At 40.8% G+C, this 18,106-nt stretch carries 14 protein-coding genes and 1 pseudogene; 8 read left to right on the top strand and 7 right to left on the bottom strand.

Going from position 1 to position 18,106, the window contains the following annotated elements:
- Nucleotides 1–71 precede the first annotated feature (71 nt).
- Nucleotides 72–641, top strand: a complete 570-nt coding sequence (locus tag I6N95_RS21290; RefSeq protein ID WP_209531375.1) for an NAD-dependent epimerase/dehydratase family protein — start codon at nt 72–74, stop codon at nt 639–641.
- Between the two features lie 419 nt (nt 642–1,060).
- Here I6N95_RS21290 and I6N95_RS21285 read toward each other — a convergent pair whose 3' ends face one another.
- Complete coding sequence (locus tag I6N95_RS21285) at nt 1,061–1,282, bottom strand: helix-turn-helix domain-containing protein (RefSeq protein WP_209531374.1); 222 nt, start codon at nt 1,280–1,282, stop codon at nt 1,061–1,063.
- Nucleotides 1,283–1,594: 312 nt separating this feature from the next.
- On the opposite strand from I6N95_RS21285, the gene I6N95_RS21280 reads away from it, so the two are divergent.
- The 3 genes from I6N95_RS21280 to I6N95_RS21270 all read left to right on the top strand — a co-directional run bounded on the left by I6N95_RS21280 (nt 1,595) and on the right by I6N95_RS21270 (nt 2,723).
- Nucleotides 1,595–1,900: a hypothetical protein gene (locus tag I6N95_RS21280; protein WP_209531373.1), complete on the top strand. Its 306-nt coding sequence runs from the start codon at nt 1,595–1,597 to the stop codon at nt 1,898–1,900.
- 87 nt (nt 1,901–1,987) lie between these two features.
- Entirely contained in the window at nt 1,988–2,320 is a 333-nt protein-coding gene (locus I6N95_RS21275; RefSeq protein ID WP_209531372.1) for an AbrB/MazE/SpoVT family DNA-binding domain-containing protein, read from the top strand.
- A complete protein-coding gene (locus I6N95_RS21270; protein ID WP_209531371.1) occupies nt 2,304–2,723 on the top strand; it encodes a type II toxin-antitoxin system VapC family toxin in 420 nt (139 codons plus the stop codon). Before I6N95_RS21275 ends, I6N95_RS21270 begins: the two co-directional genes overlap by 17 nt.
- 445 nt (nt 2,724–3,168) lie before the next feature.
- Here the strand turns inward: I6N95_RS21270 and guaA are convergent, their stop codons facing one another.
- The 3 genes from guaA to I6N95_RS21255 form a co-directional block, all read right to left on the bottom strand.
- Nucleotides 3,169–4,707 carry a glutamine-hydrolyzing GMP synthase gene (guaA, locus tag I6N95_RS21265; RefSeq protein ID WP_209531427.1) on the bottom strand — a complete coding sequence of 513 codons (1,539 nt, stop codon included), beginning with the start codon at nt 4,705–4,707 and terminating at the stop codon, nt 3,169–3,171.
- 79 nt (nt 4,708–4,786) lie between these two features.
- Nucleotides 4,787–5,710, bottom strand: coding sequence for a type I pantothenate kinase (coaA, locus tag I6N95_RS21260; RefSeq protein WP_209531370.1), 924 nt, complete (start codon nt 5,708–5,710; stop codon nt 4,787–4,789).
- Nucleotides 5,711–5,876: 166 nt separating this feature from the next.
- Nucleotides 5,877–6,401 (bottom strand): acyl-CoA thioesterase, encoded by a 525-nt coding sequence (locus tag I6N95_RS21255; RefSeq protein ID WP_209531369.1) that lies wholly within the window; start codon nt 6,399–6,401, stop codon nt 5,877–5,879.
- Between the two features lie 230 nt (nt 6,402–6,631).
- On the opposite strand from I6N95_RS21255, the gene I6N95_RS21250 reads away from it, so the two are divergent.
- The 4 genes and pseudogenes from I6N95_RS21250 (at nt 6,632) to rpoC (ending at nt 15,737) form a co-directional block, all read left to right on the top strand.
- The gene (locus I6N95_RS21250) at nt 6,632–7,198 is read left to right on the top strand and encodes an SGNH/GDSL hydrolase family protein (RefSeq protein WP_209531368.1); all 567 of its coding nucleotides are present in this window, start codon (nt 6,632–6,634) and stop codon (nt 7,196–7,198) included.
- A 5-nt stretch (nt 7,199–7,203) separates the two neighbouring features.
- Nucleotides 7,204–7,809 carry a class I SAM-dependent methyltransferase gene (locus I6N95_RS21245; RefSeq protein WP_209531426.1) on the top strand — a complete coding sequence of 202 codons (606 nt, stop codon included), beginning with the start codon at nt 7,204–7,206 and terminating at the stop codon, nt 7,807–7,809.
- A gap of 464 nt (nt 7,810–8,273) precedes the next feature.
- Nucleotides 8,274–11,816, top strand: a pseudogene (gene rpoB / locus I6N95_RS21240) (DNA-directed RNA polymerase subunit beta); the annotation flags it as partial.
- Between the two features lie 270 nt (nt 11,817–12,086).
- Complete coding sequence (gene rpoC, locus I6N95_RS21235; RefSeq protein WP_209531367.1) at nt 12,087–15,737, top strand: DNA-directed RNA polymerase subunit beta'; 3,651 nt, start codon at nt 12,087–12,089, stop codon at nt 15,735–15,737.
- 74 nt (nt 15,738–15,811) lie between these two features.
- On the opposite strand, the gene srlE is transcribed toward rpoC, so the two are convergent.
- From srlE to I6N95_RS21220, 3 genes are read right to left on the bottom strand one after another with little or no spacing between them, the layout of a single operon-like run.
- Nucleotides 15,812–16,798, bottom strand: coding sequence for a PTS glucitol/sorbitol transporter subunit IIB (srlE, locus tag I6N95_RS21230; RefSeq protein ID WP_209531366.1), 987 nt, complete (start codon nt 16,796–16,798; stop codon nt 15,812–15,814).
- Between the two features lie 14 nt (nt 16,799–16,812).
- Nucleotides 16,813–17,349 (bottom strand): PTS glucitol/sorbitol transporter subunit IIC, encoded by a 537-nt coding sequence (gene srlA / locus I6N95_RS21225; RefSeq protein ID WP_209531365.1) that lies wholly within the window; start codon nt 17,347–17,349, stop codon nt 16,813–16,815.
- A gap of 24 nt (nt 17,350–17,373) precedes the next feature.
- On the bottom strand, nt 17,374–17,772 hold the full coding sequence (locus I6N95_RS21220; RefSeq protein WP_209531364.1) for a transcriptional regulator GutM: 399 nt from the start codon (nt 17,770–17,772) through the stop codon (nt 17,374–17,376).
- Between the last annotated feature and the right edge of the window lie 334 nt (nt 17,773–18,106).

Raw genomic sequence — 18,106 nt, 5'->3', positions numbered from 1 at the left:
TAGTGTAAAGATAAAAAGAAAAGATCTTACAGGTTGAACGTCTAAATGCTGTAAATCTTGAGGAGGATAATATGCGGAAGATTGTTTTACTGGGAGGAAACGGCTATATCGGAAGAGCTGTTACAGAGGAATGGATTAACAGAGACAATGAAGTGGTGTTTTACGTGGTTTCACGTTCAGGGAAAAACAAATTGCAGCACTCACAAATTAAAAATGTCAGAGCCGATGTTACCAATTATGAATCTGTGAAAAAAGTATTCCCTAATGATGCTGATTGCATTGTAGATTTTGTTGGTCGGCCAGAAAAAGATCCAGATGAATTGGTGAGAATTAATCGATTGCCAGCGGAAGTCATGCTGTCACTTTCAGAAGAATTTGGTGTCGCTAAAATCGGCTTTATTGGGGGAACATTAGGACCCAAAAGCTTTGTTAAGATGAAAGCTGACATCCTATTGCTGTTGAAATCGAGTGGCAAAAAAGTGGCCTATGTTGAACCAACTCTTGTGTACGGCAAGGATCGCAATGACAGTATGGCAAAAATGGTTCCGCTATTAAAATTTTTTGGAATATTTATGAAAAGTGTGCGTCCCATCCGTGTTGAAAACCTAGCTAAAGAATTAGTAGATAAGCTAATAAGTTAATGTCAGGTATTTTACGAAAGCTAAAATCGAACACATATGTTTTCAATGATGCTGAAGTCCGTTTGCTAAGTGGAGAATCTTTTCTTAGTAATCTGTTAGAAGTTTCATTCAAATGAACTATGTTGACAAGCAGTGCTTAGATTGAAAAATACAAATCGATATCTTGTCGATTCCTTATTAATTCCTATCTAAAAGGTTATCTTCGTAGAGTCGTGTGTTTTGATGTGACTTTCTATTTTTTATTTAACATAAAAGGCCTCGTCAGCATGTGATGAGGCTCTTTATGTTTCCGATCAAGTTACAAAATTAAAACCCATGTCCGCAAAGTGGACCCTTAGTCGCTCCAAATACTGTATGGAATTGTATGATTTAGTTGTGGCAAAAATATATTGGTTCAAGAAAATGAAATTAATTTAAGGTTATTCTTTTCTTTCATAGGGTTCTATAGTGTCTGTAAGATTCAAAAGATAGTCGACACTTGTTGAATAATAGTTAGCTAACTTTATTAAAGAATAGGTGGGAATATCCAAATTGCCTGTTTCGTAACGAGAATAAGTGGTTTGGCTGACATTTAGCAGCTGAGCAAGTTGATTTTGATTTAGATCTTTGTCTTCACGTAAATCACGAATTCGATGGTACATAATATCACCTCAGATTAATTTTACATTATGCGTTTATTGCATATTGACTTTTATGCGATAAGCGCATAAAATGGAAGTGAGTTAAGAATAGAATGTATTTGAATTGTTTTGATAAGAAGTGTGCCGTTCATTTAAGTTTCATAGATAATTACAACTAGTAGAATAATTTTGGATATTGCTTAAAGCTTGGTGAGTTGTTTCGGACTGAGTTTGAAAGGATATAAAAGTGTCTTATTGTACTTTTAAGTAAATTATTTTAGTGAATTGACTTTTATGCAATTATTGCATAGAGATTTAGAAAGGGGAAGTAAAATGGAAAAGCAAAAAGGAAAAAAATTATTGGCAGATAATAAGCAACCTCTAAAAGCTATTACTAAACAGGATTTACATGAGTTAAAGGAGTATTTGGAACGTCTAGTTTCTTGGAAAGAACCTTTGGCGTTGGTAAACGAGTTTTTTGAAAATCAAGCTATCCCTTTAAACAAGAAGAAGATTGTGAGAGAGTATCATTCGCAAGCGATAATGTTTCAATCATTCTATGAAATATTTGTATTAAGTATGGATACAATAGAACAAAAAATAGAGATATTGGAGAAGCGAGAGAAAGTTAGAGTGTAAGTAAAAAAGGGATAAAAATTATTGATTTTATGGATATACGTTTTGTATATACTTTGCTATAATAGAGTTGAGAGGATGTGGTATCCAGTGGAAATGAAAGAAAAGGATTTTTTTATTGAAATGGCAAAAGTAAAAATTAAGCTGAACGAGTGGGGCAATAGCCAAGGAATTCGCATTCCTAAAGATATTTTGAAATTGGTGGATTTTGAGAATATAGAAGAATTATCTTTAACGGTAGTGAAAGATGAGTTTGGCAAGAAGAAGTTAATGATTGAACAGTCAGAGAATAAAGAAGAATTGATCAAAATAGTTGAGTCTCTTGGCGGTATTTTAAGTGATATGAATGAGGCGATAGACATTCATGATTTACGTAAGGAACGAAAAGAGGAAAGGTTGCGTAAATATGAAAGTCTTAATTGATATTAATATTGTGTTGGACTATTTATTTAGACGAGATGAAGTGACTTATCGAAATGCCAAGGATATTTATTTGGCTTCAGTGTATGGTGTGATTCAAGGAGTCGTTACGGCAAATATGGTAACGGATATATTTTATTTGATTGAAAAGTATCAAGGTAAAGAAAAGGCAAAAATAGAAATTGAAAAATTAATTAAGACAATGGCTATTTTACCAGTAGATAAGGAAGACTGTCTTAATGCTTTGAGAGAGGAAATGTCAGATTATGAAGATGCTTTGGCGGTGGCTTGCAGTAAGAGATATGGTATTGATTTAGTGGTAACACGGAATGCGAAAGATTTTGAGAAATCGGGTTTGATTGTGTATAAACCAGAAGAATTTCTGGAAAGAATAAAAAGTAATTGAAGCGGTAGGGCAAGGTAATCTCGGATATTTTTAGAATGGCAAAATTGAATAATTGAAAAGAGTTTGGAACAATAATCAGAACATAATTGATTATTGGCTTGAATTCTATTTCGCGTTTAGTCGTTGATGAAGGCCGCAGTGGATTCAGAATTGTTGCAGGACTTTATTTTATATCGTCTTAGGCTCTTTTCACAGGTTTTTTATTTATCCCCCAAATAAAATGAATATTGGGGAAACAGGGATTCAAAATAAATAAATGAATAGGAAAAAATTTAACGGGGTTGATGGATGTAAAACTTGCTAACAAAAATTTTATTGAAAAACATAATAATCAATTTGTTAATGATGAAAAAAGAAAGTGAAAGAAACTGTGACCAAAGTGTGCCCACAAAGAAAAAACCACTCTACAAACACTGATAAGACAGCGTTTATAGAGGTTTGTTTGTTATTCCCACTCCACAGTTGCAGGTGGTTTACTCGTAATATCATACACGATGCGGTTAACATGAGCCACTTCATTTACGATACGAACAGAGATTTTTTGCAATAAATCCCAGTCGATACGAGCGAAGTCAGCCGTCATGCCGTCAATTGAGGTAATGGCACGGATACCAACCGTATAGTCGTAGGTACGGCCATCGCCCATCACACCGACACTGCGGATGCCTGGTAAGACAGTGAAGTATTGCCAAATGCTACGGTCAAGACCGGCAGCGGCGATTTCTTCACGTAAGATAGCGTCAGATTCGCGGACGATTTCTAATTTTTCTTCGGTAATTTCACCAAGGACACGAATACCTAAACCAGGACCTGGGAATGGTTGGCGCCAAACGATGTGATCAGGCATGCCAAGCTCGGTTCCAACGGCGCGAACTTCGTCTTTGAATAGTGTGTTTAATGGTTCAATTAATTTGAATTGCATGTCTTCTGGTAAGCCACCAACGTTGTGGTGAGATTTAATCACTTCGGCTGTTTCAGTCCCGCTTTCAATCACGTCTGTGTAAAGCGTGCCTTGGGCTAGGAATTCAATGCCTTCCAGTTTTGTGGCTTCATCATCAAAGACGTAAATAAATTCATTACCGATGATTTTGCGTTTTTGTTCTGGATCGGATACACCAGCTAGTTTATCTAAGAAACGTTTTTGGGCGTCTACTTTGATGATATTCAGGCCGAATTTTCCACCTAACATCTCCATAACTTGAGCGCCTTCGTCTTTGCGCAATAAGCCGTGATCGACGAAGATACAAGTTAATTGGTCGCCGATGGCTTTTTGTAAGAGAACTCCAACAACGCTTGAGTCTACGCCGCCTGATAGGGCAAGTAGAACCTTTTTGTCGCCAACGGTTTCGCGAATTTTGGCGATTTCGATGTCGATAAAGCTTCCCATTGACCAGTCGCCTGTACAGCCACAAATGTCAAAGGCAAAGTGACGCAACATGTCATTGCCGTATTCTGAATGTTGAACTTCTGGGTGAAATTGCACGGCATGGAAGTTTAACTTTGTGTTTTCCATGGCAGCGATTGGACAGTCAGTGCTAGTAGCTGTGACTTTAAAGCCTTCTGGTACTTTTGTGACTAAATCGCCGTGACTCATCCAAACTTGTTGTTTTTCTGGTAAGCCACTGAACAAGCCGGCTTTGGTATTTTGAATGTCGATAAAGGCTTGGCCGTATTCTTTTTTAGAGGCACCTTCAACAACGCCACCGAATTCTTGGGTCATTAGTTGCATGCCGTAGCAAATACCTAAAATTGGAATTCCCAGTTTGAAAATTTCTGGATCGATTTTGAAAGCTTTGTCTCCATAGACGCTATTTGGTCCGCCAGAAAAGATGATGCCTTTTGGAGCAATGGCTTTGATTTCTTCAGCCGTAATGCGGTGGCTCATCAATTCAGAGAAGACGCCAAATTCACGAATGCGGCGCGTAATTAATTGATTGTACTGACTTCCGAAGTCTAGTACAATAACTTTTTCTAATGTTGTCATGTCGGCAACTGTCACGTAACTTCACCCTTATCTTAATTTAGTTTTATATAAAGCGAGCAAGGCTCGCTTGTTCATGTGTTTAATACTTGGTGAGAGAGACGTTGTCAATCTCATGGCCGTGTGTTTTATGCAAGATCACATCGGCGTTGTTGCGGGTTGGTAAGATGTATTCTTCTAAATTTTTTAAGTTAACGTCTTTCCAGACTTGTCTCGCCATATCTAAGGCGTCTTTTCGCGGGCCAATGGCATAGGGATAATAGAAGTTGCCTGGTACTTGGAAAGCTGTGTCCAAAAGAGCTTCAAAACGAGTGAGGTACCAAGTTTCAATCAGTTCTGGTTCAGCGTCAACAAAGAGTGAAAAGTCGAAGAAATCACTGATGTATATTTGTTGATTCATCGGCAACTGCAAGACGTTAATTCCCTCGACAATGAGAATGTCTGGTTCATTAACAATCTCAGCTTTTCCGGGAATAATGTCATAGATATCATGTGAATAGACAGGTGTTTCAATGTTTTCTTGGCCGCTTTTTACTTGGTCGAGAAAAGCAATGAGTAATTCCATATCATAGCTTTCAGGGAAGCCTTTGCGATCCATAATACCACGTTCTTCTAAGATGGTGTTAGGATAAAGGAAGCCATCGGTGGTAATCAATTTTACGTTCTGACGTTTAAAGATACGTGAAAGCATCATTTGTAATAAACGAGCAGTGGTACTTTTACCAACAGCCACACTTCCGGCAATGCCAATAATAAAAGGGGTGTGCCGCTGATAGGACTGCATAAACAGACCTTTGCTTAACTGCAAGGATTCGTATTCTTTCATATATATATGAATCAAGTGAGTCAAGGGCATATAAATATCTTGCACATCCTGAAGAGAGATGCGGTCGTTAAAACTTTTGATTTCTTGTAGTTCTTCTTCTGTTAGAGGGGGGATACCGTTCCGGTAAAATTTTTTCCACTCTTCTCGTGAAAACTGGTAATGCTTTTTCGAGCTATTCATCTTGTTAGATCCTCCATTGGTCATCATTTGGGGAAATCCTAATGGGCTTATTTTATCATAATATAGGCTAAATATCTTACTTTTTCTTAGATAAGTCGAATTTTGTTAAGAATTTCTCATTTTTTTCTTTGAAAAGGTCTTCATTCGTTCAGCTTTTTTGCTGAGGTTATTTCCAGGGCACATCCAGGGAAACGGTTTTTGAAAATTGCTCATGAAAGGCTAATTCTTTTAACCCGTGTGTCCGACGTTCTTGATAGCCGCCGCAAATCATCTGCTCTTCGGCTGTCTCAGGTTCCACGGTGGGAACAGTAAAGTCTGTTTCAGGTCTTTCTTTTGAGGGGACGGCAACGAAAGTCATGAAACAGGTGGCAGCCAGGTAGCGGTCGCCGGTAATGAGATTTTCGCCGATGATTTTAGCGAAAACCTCCATGGATTTTTTTCCAGTTCCGGTGATAAAGGTTTCCACACAAACAGAGTGATTTTCTCCAATAGGATGCAGAAAGTCCAAACGATCTGTTGAAGCGGTGACGGCGTTACGACGACAGTGACGGGTGATCGAAATGGAGGCGGTATCGTCTATTAAGGCCATAAGCTTACCGCCAAATAACGTTCCGTGTGAGTTTAAATCTGTTGGAAAGACCCGATGAGTCTGGATAACCCGTGATTCTCGACAATATTTTATGTTTGACATATTCAAAACTCCCTTAGCGTGCTATTATATGGGTTATAATTAGACTATATACATTATGTTAACTAATCAAACAGATAGTTCCATTGGATGATTATTTAAATAGGAACTCTATATCTAACCCTTGTCAATCAAGACTATCATTTAATCTCCTAAGAGTTCGTTATCTTGGGGATTAAACAGGATATATCTAGCTGAATTATAACATATAACTTAAAACTAGGAGGGTTCAGGTGAAAAAATTATTTCTTTTTGGCGATAGTATCACAGCCGGCTATTTCGAGCATGAGATAACGGATTTACTGACGCTGCCTGTCCAACGAGGGTTAGCGGATATTGAGGTCGTGAATGCTGGGATGCCGGGGGATACGACTGCCGATGGTTTAGCGCGCATGGCGACCTTTGTCTTACGCTACAATCCAGACTATGTGACAGTCTTTTTCGGAGCCAATGATGGGGCGATTGATTGTCCCATAGCCATTGAGGAGTATCAGGCAAACTTAAACGAGATCATTTCTCGGATTGGGCCTCTCAAAGTATTGTTGCTGTCACCTCCCTACACAAGTCAGCGATATAATCATAATCGACCTTTGGAGCAGATGAGAGGATTCGTTTTAGGGGCAGAAGCAGTGGCGCTGGAAACCGGTGTTTTATTTGTCAATGTGCAAGCTGAGATGATTCAAACAGGAGATCCTGAGTCCTTATTACAAGAGGATGGTTTGCATTTTTCTTTAAAGGGATATGACTTTTTAGCAAATCTTATCCTATCTGGAATAAAACAATTAAGAGAGAAAGAGTGATGGCAATGACGAATAATCATTATTATACAAATGAACCGAGTACTCCTCATGATATTGCGGAATGGGTTTTTGAATTAAAGGGGAAACGATTTAATTTTACGACTGATAGTGGGGTTTTTTCAAAGAAAACAGTCGATTTTGGCTCACGGTTGTTGATAGAAACCTTTTCCGAGGAACAGTTGCCAGCGGGGGCCATCCTTGATGTTGGCTGTGGTTATGGACCGATGGGGCTTGCTTTGGCCTTTGATTCTGAGCGACCGGTGGAAATGGTGGACATAAATCAACGAGCGGTTGCTTTGGCTCGGCAAAATGCTGAAAAAAATGGCATAAAAAACGTTGAGATCTATGAATCCAATATTTACGAGAATGTCAAAGGGACGGCTTATGCGGCGATCGTCAGTAATCCGCCGATTCGCGCAGGCAAACAAGTGGTTCACGAGATATTGACAGGGGCTTTTTCTCGTTTGGCGACGAGTGGCACCTTAACAGTGGTGATTCAAAAGAAACAAGGAGCGCCAAGTGCTGCTAAAAAGATGGCGGAAGTATTCGGAAATGTTGAGACATTGGCAAAAGATAAAGGGTATTTTATTTTACAAAGCGTTAAATTTTAGGGAGAGGCCTCTCATAAAATAATCGGAAAGAGTTCCATTGGATTGTTTAGTTAGGAGCTCGATAGTAGAGCCACTGCTGAGGGGATTTCCTTGCTGGTGGCTCTTTTTGAAAAAAATGGCCTAGTGATTATTACAAAAATAGTACTAAAGGGATCAACACTTGCTGGTTTAGCTATTTTTTTTGAAAAGAGAAGGTGGTTGCTATTGACAATGGTCTATAGAAGGTATAAAATAGATAGTTGCAAAAGCTATCTGAAATCACGAAAATGTCGAGTGAAATATTGTCCATTTGGCGTTTTTTTATAGGAAAACAAAAGTAGAAGCTCAAAAAAAAGAGAATGTTCTATTTTTGGTTTTTTTTTGCCTAAAAAGGCTGATGTAATATTTTTGTTACTGATTTTTAATATTTGTAACATTGATGTCATTAAGATGGTGTTTTGAGAAAAATCAGAGGGGTGAAGAGCTTGGCTGGACACGTAGTCAAATACGGAAAGCATCGCGAACGTAGAAGTTTCGCACGAATCAGTGAAGTATTAGAATTACCAGATTTGATTGAAATTCAAACAAATTCTTACAAATGGTTTTTAGACGTTGGTCTAAAAGAAATGTTTGAAGATATTCTGCCAATCAAAGATTTTAGTGATAAGTTATCACTGGAGTTTGTCGGGTATGAATTGAAGGAACCGAAGTACACCGTTGAAGAAGCTCGTGCGCACGACGCAAACTATTCAGCACCAATTCATGTGACCTTACGTCTAGACAACAAAACAACTGGTGAGATCAAAGCCCAAGAAGTATTCTTTGGTGATTTCCCGTTAATGACGGAAATGGGGACATTTATTATCAACGGGGCAGAACGGGTTATTGTTTCTCAATTAGTTCGTTCGCCTGGTGTTTACTACAACAGTAAACTGGACAAAAATGGCCGTGTGAGTTTTGGCACGACAGTGATTCCTAACCGTGGGGCATGGTTAGAAATGGAAACAGACGCAAAAGATATCTCTTACGTGCGGATTGACCGTACTCGTAAGATCCCATTATCAGTTTTAGTTCGGGCTCTAGGGTTTGGATCAGATGACACGATTTTGGAAATCTTTGGCGACAATGAAAGCTTACGTTTAACCTTAGAAAAAGACATTCATAAAAATGCATCGGATTCTCGTACGGAGGAAGGCTTAAAAGATATTTACGAGCGTCTACGCCCGGGAGAGCCGAAAACCGCAGATAGTTCGCGTAACTTATTGAATGCGCGTTTCTTCGATCCAAAACGTTACGACCTTGCGAGCGTTGGTCGTTACAAAGTTAACAAAAAATTAAGCTTAAAAACACGTTTGTTAAATCAAACCTTAGCTGAAACGTTAGTCGATCCTGAAACGGGTGAAATTTTATTCGAAACTGGCACGGTGATTAATCACGAAGTCATGGATAAATTAGAGCCATTCTTGGATGCAGGCTTAAATAACGAAACGTTCTACCCATCAGAAGATGGTGTGGTGACAGAACCGATGACGATTCAAACGATCAAAGTCTTTTCACCAAAAGACCCAGAACGGATTGTCAATGTGATTGGGAACGGTCAAATTGACCCATCTGAAAAAACGATTATCCCAGCAGATGTGATTGCTGAGATGAGTTATTTCTTCAACTTACAAGAAGACATCGGCAACGTAGATGACATCGATCATTTGGGTAACCGTCGTATTCGTTCAGTTGGTGAGTTGTTGCAAAACCAATTCCGGATCGGGCTAGCTCGGATGGAACGTGTGGTTCGTGAAAGAATGTCGATTCAAGACACGGAAACATTGACCCCACAACAATTAATTAACATTCGTCCCGTTGTTGCGTCGATCAAAGAATTCTTTGGTTCGTCTCAATTGTCACAGTTTATGGACCAAACCAACCCTCTAGGTGAGTTAACTCATAAACGTCGTCTATCAGCCTTAGGGCCCGGTGGTTTGACACGTGACCGTGCTGGTTATGAAGTTCGTGACGTACATTACTCTCATTACGGCAGAATGTGTCCGATTGAAACCCCTGAGGGTCCGAATATCGGCTTGATTAACAGTTTGTCTAGTTATGCGAAAATTAACCCTTATGGCTTTATTGAAACACCTTATCGTCGGGTTGATCGCAAAACAGGTAAAGTAACAGAACACATCGACTACTTAACAGCTGACGAGGAAGATCACTACATGGTAGCCCAAGCCAACTCGCTTCTTAATGAAGATGGTAGCTTCGCGGAAGAGCTGGTAATGGCTCGGATTCAAAGTGAAAACTTGGAAGTGACGATTGATAAAGTCGATTACATGGATGTCTCGCCTAAACAGGTAGTGGCGGTAGCGACAGCCTGTATTCCTTTCTTGGAAAACGATGACTCCAACCGTGCTTTGATGGGTGCGAACATGCAACGTCAAGCAGTGCCTTTGGTTCAACCTCGTTCACCATTCGTGGGAACTGGGATGGAATACAAAGCCGCTCATGACTCAGGTTCAGCTTTAGTTTGTAAACATGACGGCGTGGTGGAATACGTTGATTCAAGCGAAATCCGTGTCCGTCGTTCAAATGGAACATTAGATAAATATTCAGCGACGAAATTCAGTCGTTCAAATGCTGGTATGTGTTATAACCAACGTCCAATCGTGACATTAGGTGAAAAAGTTGACAAGGGTGATGTCTTAGCAGATGGCCCGTCAATGGAAGAAGGCGAAATGGCTTTAGGGCAAAACGTCTTAGTTGCCTTTATGACATGGGAAGGTTACAACTATGAGGATGCGATCATCATGAGCCGTCGTTTGGTGAAAGATGATGTTTATACCTCGATTCATATTGAAGAGTACGAATCAGAAGCTCGCGACACGAAATTAGGACCGGAAGAGATTACGCGTGAAATTCCTAACGTCGGTGAAGATGCGCTGAAAGATTTAGATGAAATGGGTATTATCCGCATTGGTGCAGAAGTCAAAGATGGCGATTTATTAGTTGGTAAGGTCACGCCTAAAGGGGTAACGGAATTATCAGCAGAAGAGCGTCTCTTACATGCCATCTTCGGTGAAAAAGCTCGTGAAGTTCGTGACACTTCTCTACGTGTGCCTCATGGCGGCGGCGGGATTGTCCACGATGTGAAGATCTTTACCCGTGAAGCAGGCGATGAGTTATCACCAGGGGTTAACATGTTAGTCCGGGTGTACATCGTCCAAAAACGTAAGATCAACGAAGGCGATAAAATGGCCGGACGTCATGGTAATAAAGGGGTTGTCTCACGGATTATGCCGGAAGAAGACATGCCATTTATGCCAGACGGCACACCAGTGGACATCATGTTGAACCCATTAGGGGTACCTTCTCGGATGAACATTGGTCAGGTTCTTGAGTTACACTTAGGAATGGCCGCTCGTCAATTGGGAATTCATGTCGCAACACCAGTCTTTGATGGTGCCAATGAAGATGATGTTTGGTCAACCGTTCGTGAAGCTGGAATGGCAGCAGATGCGAAGACTGTTTTATACGACGGTCGGACAGGTGAACCATTTGATAATCGTTTATCAGTTGGTGTCATGTACATGCTGAAACTGGCTCACATGGTTGATGATAAACTTCATGCTCGTTCAACAGGACCTTACTCACTGGTTACGCAACAACCGCTTGGTGGTAAAGCGCAATTTGGTGGACAACGTTTTGGGGAGATGGAAGTTTGGGCCTTAGAAGCATACGGTGCAGCTTACACCTTACAAGAAATCTTAACCTACAAATCCGATGACGTGGTTGGCCGTGTGAAAACATACGAAGCCATCGTTAAAGGTGAACCAATTCCAAAACCAGGCGTACCGGAATCATTCCGCGTATTGGTTAAAGAATTACAATCACTAGGTTTGGATATGCAAGTATTGGATATCGACAATCAAGAGATTGAACTGCGCGATATGGATGATGACGAAGACGATCTAATCACCGTTGACGCCTTGACCAAATACGCCCAAGAACAAGCCGCAAAAAACGCAGAGAAAGAATAAGCTGCGACAGCGGGTGTTCTGCGATGAGCATATCTCGAACTTAAGGTATAATCGGCACTTTCGATTAAACCTTAAGTGAGAAATTGCCGAATCGTAGCCCGATGGAACGCGTGAATAAGCTGCGACAGCGGGTGCTCAACCCCAAGAATCAGCTTAACTAATTCAGCCAGCCAGTGGTGGCATTGACACTAAATGCCCCACTCTAAGGTTGCATTAATTCTTTCTATCACTTTTTTGCACTTAATATATGAATGGAGGGAACACCTTTTGATCGATGTAAATAAATTCGAGAGCATGCAGATTGGTTTAGCTTCTCCAGAAAAAATCAGAAGCTGGTCTTATGGTGAAGTGAAAAAGCCGGAAACAATTAACTACCGGACACTGAAACCTGAACGTGAAGGGCTTTTCTGTGAGCGAATTTTTGGTCCAACAAAAGACTGGGAATGTGCTTGTGGTAAGTACAAACGAATCCGTTATAAAGGAATTGTTTGTGACCGTTGTGGCGTTGAAGTCACTCGTTCAAAAGTTCGTCGTGAGCGGATGGCTCATATCGAATTAGCGGCACCAGTCTCACATATCTGGTACTTCAAAGGCATTCCAAGTCGGATGGGTCTGATTCTTGATATGAGTCCCCGTGCTTTGGAAGAAGTCATCTACTTTGCTTCTTACGTTGTCATTGAACCAGGAGACACATCTCTTGAGAAAAAACAATTGCTGACAGAACGTGAATATCGTGATAAACGCGATCAGTACGGCCAAGGCTTCCAAGCTGGTATGGGTGCTGAAGCAGTTAAACGTTTATTAGACGATGTTGATTTAGAAAAAGAAGTACTTGAATTAAAAGAAGAGTTAAAAACAGCCTCTGGTCAAAAACGGACCCGTGCGATTCGTCGTTTGGACATCTTAGAAGCGTTCCGTAGTTCAGGCAATGAGCCTGGCTGGATGGTGATGGATGTTATTCCCGTGATTCCACCAGATCTACGTCCGATGGTTCAATTGGAAGGTGGTCGTTTTGCCACATCTGATTTGAATGATTTATATCGCCGTGTGATTAACCGTAATAACCGTTTGAAACGTTTATTAGATTTAATGGCACCAAATATCATCGTTCAAAACGAGAAAAGAATGTTGCAAGAAGCAGTCGATGCCTTGATTGATAATGGTCGTCGTGGCCGTCCCGTTACGGGGCCAGGTAACCGTCCGTTGAAATCTTTGTCTCACATGCTGAAAGGGAAACAAGGGCGTTTCCGTCAGAACTTACTGGGTAAACGGGTTGACTATTCTGGTCGTTCGGTTATCGTCGTAGGTCCTAACTTGAAGATGTACCAATGTGGCTTGCCGAAAGAAATGGCCATTGAATTGTTTAAACCATTCGTGATGCATGAATTAGTTGGCCGTGAAATTGCCAGCAATATCAAAAATGCTAAACGTAAAATTGAGCGTCAAGAAGATGAAGTTTGGGACGTTTTAGAGGATGTTATCAAAGAACACCCAGTCTTACTTAACCGGGCACCGACACTTCATAGATTAGGGATTCAAGCCTTTGAACCAGTCCTAGTTGAAGGTCGTGCGATTCGTCTTCACCCATTGGTTTGTGAAGCCTACAATGCCGATTTCGATGGTGACCAAATGGCCGTCCATGTGCCACTTAATGAAGAAGCTCAAGCTGAAGCACGGATGTTGATGCTTGCGGCTCAAAATATCTTGAACCCGAAAGATAGTAAACCAGTTGTTACGCCGTCTCAGGATATGGTCCTAGGTAACTATTACTTAACCATGGAAGAGGATGGTCGTGAAGGTGAAGGCATGGTCTTCCGTGATGTAGAGGAAGCCGAATTAGCTTGGAAGAATGGATATGTCCATTTACACACGCGGATTGGTTTGCAAACATCGTCAATGCCAGAGAAACCTTTCACTGATTGGCAACGTGAGCGCACCTTGATTACAACGGTTGGGAAGGCGATTTTTAACGAAATCATGCCTCCTGAGTTCCCTTATTTAAATGAACCAACTGATTATAACTTAACGATTCAAACACCTGATAAATACTTCGTTGAAAATGGCACGGATATTCCTGCTTATATTAAAGAGCAGCCATTATTAGGCCCATTCAAGAAGAAAAACTTAGGTAATATCATTGCAGAGGTCTTCAAACGATTCAAAATTACTGAAACCTCAAGAATGTTGGATAGAATGAAAGACTTGGGTTATAAACACTCAACGATTGCTGGGATGACCGTAGGGATTGCCGATATCGTGGTCTTACATGAAAAACATGAAATGATTGAAGATGCTCATACAAAAGTTGAAAATGTTACCAAACAATTCCGTCGTGGTCTGATTACAGATGACGAGCGTTATGAACGAGTAATTGGGATTTGGAATGCCGTTAAAGATGACATTCAGCAAAAACTGATGGAAAGTTTGGATGACAAAAACCCAATCTTTATGATGAGTGATTCTGGTGCCCGTGGTAATATCTCTAACTTTACTCAGTTAGCTGGTATGCGTGGTTTGATGGCCGCACCGAATGGCCGGATCATGGAATTACCGATCATCTCTAACTTCCGTGAAGGATTAACGGTCTTGGAAATGTTTATCTCAACCCATGGAGCCCGTAAAGGCATGACCGATACCGCTCTGAAAACGGCCGATTCAGGTTACTTAACCCGTCGTTTAGTTGACGTGGCTCAGGATGTTATTATTCGTGAAGAGGATTGTGGCACTGACCGCGGTCTTGAAGTAATGGCCATTAAAGAAGGCAATGAAATCATTGAAACACTGGAAGAACGTCTGCTAGGTCGTTATGCTCGTAAGACGATCAAACACCCTGAAACAGGTGAAGTGATTGTAGCGAGAAATGAAATGATCACGGAAGATTTAACGAAACAAGTGATTGAAGCTGGCGTTGAAAAAGTGACGATCCGTTCCGTCTTTACATGTAACACAACACATGGTGTGTGTAAACACTGTTATGGACGTAACATGGCCACAGGTCTTGACGTTGAGGTTGGAGAAGCAGTTGGAACAATTGCGGCACAATCCATCGGTGAACCTGGTACCCAATTAACCATGCGTACCTTCCATACAGGTGGGGTTGCCGGTAATGATATTACTCAAGGGTTGCCTCGTATCCAAGAAATTGTGGAAGCGCGGAATCCGAAAGGGCAAGCGGTCATTACAGAGGTAACAGGTGACGTGATTGAAATTTCTGAAGATCAAGCGACTCGTACTCGAGAAGTGACGATTAAAGGGAAAACTGATACACGTACTTATGCGGTTCCTTACACCTCTCGCTTAAAGGTTGCTGAAGGTGATATTATTCATCGTGGTGACCCATTAACAGAGGGATCAATTGAACCTAAACAATTATTGCAAATTCGTGATGTGATTTCTGTTGGAAACTACTTGCTAAAAGAAGTACAAAAAGTTTACCGTATGCAAGGGGTAGAAATCGGTGATAAACATATCGAGGTAATGGTTCGTCAAATGTTGCGTAAAGTCCGCGTAATGGACCCAGGTGACACTGATATCTTACCAGGTACGTTAATTGATATTTCTGAATTTAAACAAGAGAACTACACCACTCTTATCTCTGGTGGAACACCTGCGACAGGTCGTCCAGTCTTACTTGGAATTACTAAAGCCTCACTTGAAACGAATAGTTTCTTGTCAGCTGCGTCCTTCCAAGAAACGACACGTGTCCTTACAGATGCGGCGATCCGTGGTAAGAAAGACCCACTACTTGGTTTGAAAGAAAATGTTATCATCGGTAAGATTATTCCTGCCGGTACTGGTATGCCAAAATACCGCAACATGGAGCCAAAAGAAATTGGTGTGGCAAGTGAAAATGTTTATAGCATTAGCGATATCGAAGCTAAAATGGCTGCAGAAGACGCTATGTTAAGCGATAAATAAAGAGTGAAAACACCCCTTCATCTGAGATGAGGGGGTGTTTTTTTGAGAATATTTAAAATTAATGTATGACAAGGTTAATACATACCTAAACTAAAGACCCAAGCAATTAACACAGAGAGGGGCCCAGTAAACATTCTAGAAAAAAGCACAGCTGGTACGCCAATCTCGACGGTATAAGGTTCTGCTTCAGCTAGAGTTAAGCCAACAGGGACAAAATCGGCTCCGGCCTGAGCGTTAATAGCAAAGAGGGCGGGTAATGCCATGGCTGGTGGGATTGTCCCTTTGCCAATTTCAACTCCCAGCAACACCCCGACCACTTGGGCGATAACGGCTCCTGGTCCGAGGATAGGCGACATGACGGGAATGGTACAGATAAAGGCTAAAATGACTAAGCCGAAGACATTGCCTGTTAAAGGTTTAACAGCTGTGGCGATCAGATTGCCAATGCCTGTGTAATTGATCAGCCCAACGAGCATGCTAACAAAGGCCATAAAGGGCAGAATCGTTTTTAAGGTGATGTCGATGGTATCCCGACCAGCTTGATAGAAGAGGCCAACAACGCGACCGATGGAGCGGCCCATACGAGTGATGAAGCCTGTTAATCCTTTTCCGGCTTGATCTTCTATCGTCTGATTTTCAGGCTCTGTTGAACTTTCTGCTAACTCGACAGTGGATTCAGTAGTCGCCGTATTAGAAGTAAGTAGTTCGACTTGTTTTTCTGTTACCCCTGAAACAAAATTGGTTTCCTTAATAAATTTCATTAAAGGACCAGCCGGCGGGGTAGCATGTAAGTTAATGGTCATGACATTTAATTTGGGATAGACGCCACAACGAGCAGTGCCCCCACAATCGATGACAACGGCGATCATGTTTTCAGGTTCGACTTTTTCTTTAAAAGCGTCGATGGCGGGAACTCCAAGATTATCAGCAATTTTCTGGGCGACGGGATGAATACCGCCGCCAGTGACTGAGGCCACTACGGTTTTAGTGGCGGTTTTTTCTAGAGTTAAGGGACCTCCCCAACCTTTTGGTCCTTTAGAGACGATTACTTGTTTAGTCATGTTAAGTGCTCCTTCTATTGGTTAGTTGCTGTTGCGTCAGATTTTTTCCACATGGCTTTGGTGAGCATTTCAGTGACAATCCCTTTGATTAAAATAACAATCATTCCGACGATGAAATATCTGACAGCCAGTGGCATAATCGATAAACCAAGGGTTGTCAAACCTGATGAAATCCCAGTCCATACAAATAACTCACCAGCATTTGCATGGGGGAAAAGCCCTGTAATAGGGTGAACCAACGAGACCGCTGAATCATAAAAAGCTGGTTTTTGTTTTTCATCCAAAAAGCGTCCGAATGAATAGCACATCGGATTGGTCAAAAAGAAAACCGAAAGCAAGGGGAAGATAGAATAACGTAAAATAATATTTTTAGTACACATTCTTGCAAAGTTAGTGACCCGTTCTTCACCGATCATGGCGACTAATGCGTTAACAAATGTCAGTAAAACAATCAGGGTGGGTAAAATCCCTGTGACAAGTCCCATGAGGTTTTCACCCCCAGCGTTAAAAATCCCGATAAAGCCTTCTGCTAGTTTAACTAAAAAATCCATTGTATAAGTCCTCCGTTTCTTTCTTTACATACTGAGTAATCCGAGTTTTGCTTTAGTTCGTTCTTGATTGATTAGTGAGATGGCTTGTTCTAGAGCCGAACGTTCTTGCTTTTTCACAACACTGCTCAGCTGGCTGATGTGTTTGCCAATTAAGGGTGTCCTTTTTTTAAAGCGTGAGAAAACGGTCATTCCTTTCATTTCCCGTAACTCAATGACGTTACCTTGTAGGTCAGTTGCTAGAATTACAATAACACCACTTCCTATATTAAATTTTGCTTTTGCTATGCCCACACCGATGTGACCAGTAGGCAATTTCTTCATTTCATTTAAACTCTCTTGATAATGCTTGGACTGTTTCATTGACAGCAAAACTTGTAGTAACCAGCAACTGACAAGTAGCGCAATAATGCCCCAATATTCCATACAGATATCCTCCTCATTCTCCATTTTTTTGAAAGCGGTTTATACCTGTATCCTAAACAGGAAAAATGAAAAAGTCAATATGTTTGTAAATTATTCCACTGCTTTTCACATATGTTACACTTGTGAAAAATGAAGCAAAAGCCATATGTGACAATGTTTGAACGCGCTTGCTTTTTCACGTTAAACTGTTGACAGCGTTTCCGATAAATTGTATGCTTTCAGTGTGTCATATGACTTTACGCGTAGCATATGTTAAACAGCTTGGTTTTTCGTTCTAGTTTTCTGAAAATCAGATAAATAGAACCGTTACTTTTTTATTTGATTTTCAGTTATT

The sequence above is a fragment of the Vagococcus allomyrinae genome, assembly GCF_017829975.1.
Taxonomy (GTDB): domain Bacteria; phylum Bacillota; class Bacilli; order Lactobacillales; family Vagococcaceae; genus Vagococcus_D; species Vagococcus_D allomyrinae.
Note: the sequence above shows the minus strand (reverse complement) of the source record. Positions and strands in the feature narration are given on the sequence as shown.